Source organism: Chryseobacterium sp. Leaf180, from assembly GCF_001424585.1.
In the GTDB taxonomy this organism is placed as follows: Bacteria; Bacteroidota; Bacteroidia; order Flavobacteriales; family Weeksellaceae; genus Chryseobacterium.
The window spans coordinates 1-4,103 of sequence record NZ_LMPJ01000007.1 but is presented as its reverse complement, the minus strand read 5'-3'; the positions used below and the strand labels follow the sequence as shown (position 1 = coordinate 4,103).

The following is a 4,103-nucleotide window of genomic DNA, read 5'->3' as shown; positions in this document are numbered from 1 at the left end:
TTTTTTCGTGGAGTCAGGAATGAATTTGTATTCGTAAAGAAATTGTTTATTTTGTCCAAAAGTCACAAATGAAATCAGGAATAAAAGTAAAGTCTGTGTAAGCTTCATTATTATTAGGTTTGGAACRTAAATATAGCATTYAATTTCTAAGGTTTTTCCTCGAAAAATTTAATAGCTTACACAATATTTCCATCTAAGAGAAAGTTATACAACTTATCTTTTTCAATATCATTGAAAATATCCCATTGAGATTTTGCAATCCATTCATTTTTTCCAGTCGATACTAAAAATGCAATATCTTTTTCTAAATTTAAAAAATCATTTAAGATTTTTATATCTTTTTTTTCTAAATAAATTGGAATCCAAGCCATATTTTTCTTTTTTGCCGTTTGTTTGAATCTAGTAGCAGATAATACCCAAATATATATGAATTGCATCATGTAAAGAATCTGCTTATTTCAATATTTTTGAATATTACATATCGTTTTTTGAGATTATTATTTTTGTAACCTTATAGTAAATATAATGTTTATCCCAATGAAATATATCTTCAAAATATTTGTAATCTATATTATAGCTCAGGCGGCTAAAAACCATACAGCAATTATTGAACTTAGAAAAAGAATATAGCAGATTAGCATCTTTTTTAGAACCATATATTGTCCAAAAGCCGAAGATAACGCCTTGGGGAAATCATTCTCTCTTATAGAGATTCTGACGGAAATATGGTTAATCTATTTACTCCAAATATAGTGGGAGAAATTTGAGCCTACAAACTAAAATATCTTTGTTTATAACTAAAAATATCTAATCAGAAATAAAAAATCCCGTACTAAAAGTCCGGGATTTACTATTGAAACCTATAAAGAAAAAGTATTGTATTTAAATTATAGCAATAATTTAGCCAATAGAGCCGTTTTTAAAATATACAGTCACTAACTTTATTACTCTGGCGCATATATTCCGAAGAAACACAAAAGAAAAAATCCTTCAATGAAGGATCTTAAAAAACATAAATGATGAAGAATAAATGAGATTAAAAATAGCAAAAATATAATCTGAATACTTTGATAATATTCAATTATGTAAGTTTTAGATAATGCAAATACTAATTAAAATATTCCCACAAAAAGAAGTCTCATCAATTATGATGAGACTTCAATCCATTCCATAAGTGCTAATGAATTAGCAAATGTACTAAAAGATATAAATAAATTGTGGTAGATCATAAAATTATATTTGAAATATTATCAATCGATAAATTTAATGGCATAAATTTAGATAATATCACGGGTAAAATCCACCATTTATTAAACACTTTACCACGTACAATCAATAATAGTATGAAATCACAAGTAATTCGAAGCATTGCGGCATGCAGTGCCCTCGCCGTAACATTCGCGTGTAAGAAAAATGTCGAGACAAAAGAAATACCAACAACTGTTGTCTCTGACAGTACAGAAATGAAGACCGGTATTAAACCATCCGGACCTTCTCCTGAATGGGGTAAAAGCATTAAACCTGAAATGCAGGCAGTGATGGAAAAACTGGCAAGTTATGGTGACAGACCGATTGAAAGTCTTACCGCTGCAGAAGCCCGCAAAAACCATACGCCTACAGATGCGGTAATGGATCTGGTAAAAGAGAATAAAATTCAGATTCCTGCTGCAAAGGTTGATACGACGGGTAAAGATATCCCGGTAGCAAACGGTAAAATACATCTTAGAATGTATACTCCTAAAACCGGTAACGGCCCTTTACCTGTTATTGTCTACTATCATGGTGGCGGATTTGTCATTGCTGACCTCGATGTTTACAATGCTTCAGCCCAGGGTATTGCTGAACAGACCGGATCCATTGTCGTTTCTGTTGCTTACCGTCAGGCACCTGAACATAAATTTCCTACTGCTCACAATGACGCCTTTGCTGCGTACGAATGGGTCGTAAAAAATGCAGCTTCATTTAAAGGCAATCCCTCTAAAATTGCCGTCGTGGGAGAAAGTGCCGGTGGAAATCTTGCTGCCAATGTATCAATTATGGCGCGTGACAAAAAAATCATGATGCCTTTATATCAGGTATTGGTATATCCCATTGCACAATCTGATATGAGTACTAAATCATATGTTGAATATGCAGCGGCAAAACCACTCAACAAACCGATGATGGAATGGTTTACCAAAAACTATTTAAACAATATGAGCGAAGCAAAAGATACAAGAATGTCACTGATAAACGCCAATTTAAAAGGTCTACCACCAACTGCGATCATCACGGCTCAAATTGATCCCCTTAATCAGGATGGAATCATGCTTGCTGAAAAACTTTCTGCTGCGGGAGTAAAAGTTGACAGTAAAAATTATGATGGCGTAACCCATGAATTTTTCGGAATGGCGATTATTGTACCTGAAGCAAAAGAAGCACAAGCCTATGCTGCTGAAAAGCTTAAAGCAGCATTGAAATAAATAAACCATAATTAAGCTTTGGAATCCTGAACGGCGTTCAGGATTTTTTTTGGATCGTTATGAAGAATTTATACATGTGGATTAATTCCTTTAAATAATAAGATTCAGTGAATAAGCAGTGTCATTTTGAAGATTTTGCTATAAAGGCAGCAACTCAATCTGAATTTTAGAATGTAATCACTAGTAGTATATCTTACCGCTATCGATCTTCAGTAATTCTAAATTGTGCATTTTTTTTACTACTCTAATTACAGTTTCAATTCGCATACCCGTAATATGAGCCATCTGAGAGCGGGTATATGGAACCCGAAAACTATATTGTTCAGTATAGCCAAAATAAATTTTAATATGATCTAATAATTTTTGAATCTTTTCTAGTGGATCACTGATAGCTAAAAAAGAACAAATAATGTATTTGAAGTGCAACCGATCTGCGGTATACCGCATTATGGATTGTAAAACATCTGGATGATCATTAACCAAATTTAAGAATGCTGCTTTTGATAAAATAATAATAGAAGATTTCTTTAGAGCTACTGCATCAATTGGAAAAGGTTTACTATTATACAGATAAGACTCTCCAAAACAATGCCCGGAAAAGGGAAATCCGTGGACAAATTCTTTGCCATTGGGATAACTATTGCTAAGCTGCACAGTACCCTCCTGTATTTGATAGTATTCATCGCAACAATCACCTTTCCTGAAAATTATTTTTCCAGCTGAATAATTTTTCAATAAAGCGCCATATTTAAACAAAAGGTCTTCTGGAACGATCATTAAAATTTTTAGTACTAAAATACAAATTGGGATTATAACTTGTCATCAAATTTTACTTGAATGTAAATCACACTCTGAAATTTGATTTAAGAGCTCAGTCGAAATATAAAAGTACCCCCAGCTATATCAAGACCATACGTGACCTGTTTTGAACCTAAAAAATCTTTTATAGTCTGGATTAGTATTCTGGTTATATACGTGGTAAATTTTATGGTCTGAAAATTATAGTAATCTATATTTTTCCAAATATTACAAAAAACTGATTCCAAGATTTCCTCTGCGTATATGTGAAGTTCATCTGAATGCGTAATCATTCCATATAATAGACCCGAGTATTTATTATACACAATGTCATAACCTAGATTATCTCTTGATTTAATCAGGTTATATAATTCTGAATCAGTTTGTGATAGATTTATTTTAATAAATGTTTCCAAATTCATATTACATCAAATAGGATGTAATTTTCTCAATAATCAAAATTTATGCTACACTAGCGATGGTATCTTAATCATTTGTTGAGTCCAAATAATTAAATGTAGACTTTAATTTAAAAATTATTAAATATTCAGTACGATTTTTTGTTGATAACACAAATGAAAAGTCTCTTAAAAGATGTACAGCATTAACAATTGAAATTGTAATGAAAAGCATTGCGATATCTATCATGTAATGAATACACCAAGTTTAGTAACGTATTTATTAAATATGATTTATACATTTTGGTTATATGATATTTCGTCAGGATGGTAGCAGATGTCTAAACGCATTTATTTGAAATACTATACTACTAGTTCAAAACATTTCCAAAAAGTTATATGATTTTTTAAAACTATGTAGTGACTCAAGTCGTAGATAAAACTA

Annotated in this window: 4 protein-coding genes; 1 reads left to right on the top strand and 3 read right to left on the bottom strand. The window is 31.5% G+C overall.

Going from position 1 to position 4,103, the window contains the following annotated elements; translation table 11 throughout:
* Positions 1-176: 176 nt before the first annotated feature.
* Entirely contained in the window at positions 177-371 is a 195-nt protein-coding gene (locus tag ASG01_RS07645) for a hypothetical protein (protein ID WP_055862385.1), read from the bottom strand.
* A gap of 972 nt (positions 372-1,343) precedes the next feature.
* On the opposite strand from ASG01_RS07645, the gene ASG01_RS07640 reads away from it, so the two are divergent.
* Complete coding sequence (locus tag ASG01_RS07640) at positions 1,344-2,462, top strand: alpha/beta hydrolase (RefSeq protein ID WP_055862384.1); 1,119 nt, start codon at positions 1,344-1,346, stop codon at positions 2,460-2,462.
* Positions 2,463-2,642: 180 nt separating this feature from the next.
* Here the strand turns inward: ASG01_RS07640 and ASG01_RS07635 are convergent, their stop codons facing one another.
* Both ASG01_RS07635 and ASG01_RS16415 read right to left on the bottom strand, forming a co-directional pair.
* Entirely contained in the window at positions 2,643-3,239 is a 597-nt protein-coding gene (locus ASG01_RS07635; RefSeq protein ID WP_055862382.1) for a Crp/Fnr family transcriptional regulator, read from the bottom strand.
* A gap of 86 nt (positions 3,240-3,325) precedes the next feature.
* Positions 3,326-3,682 (bottom strand): RNA polymerase sigma factor, encoded by a 357-nt coding sequence (locus ASG01_RS16415; RefSeq protein WP_055862380.1) that lies wholly within the window; start codon positions 3,680-3,682, stop codon positions 3,326-3,328.
* Between the last annotated feature and the right edge of the window lie 421 nt (positions 3,683-4,103).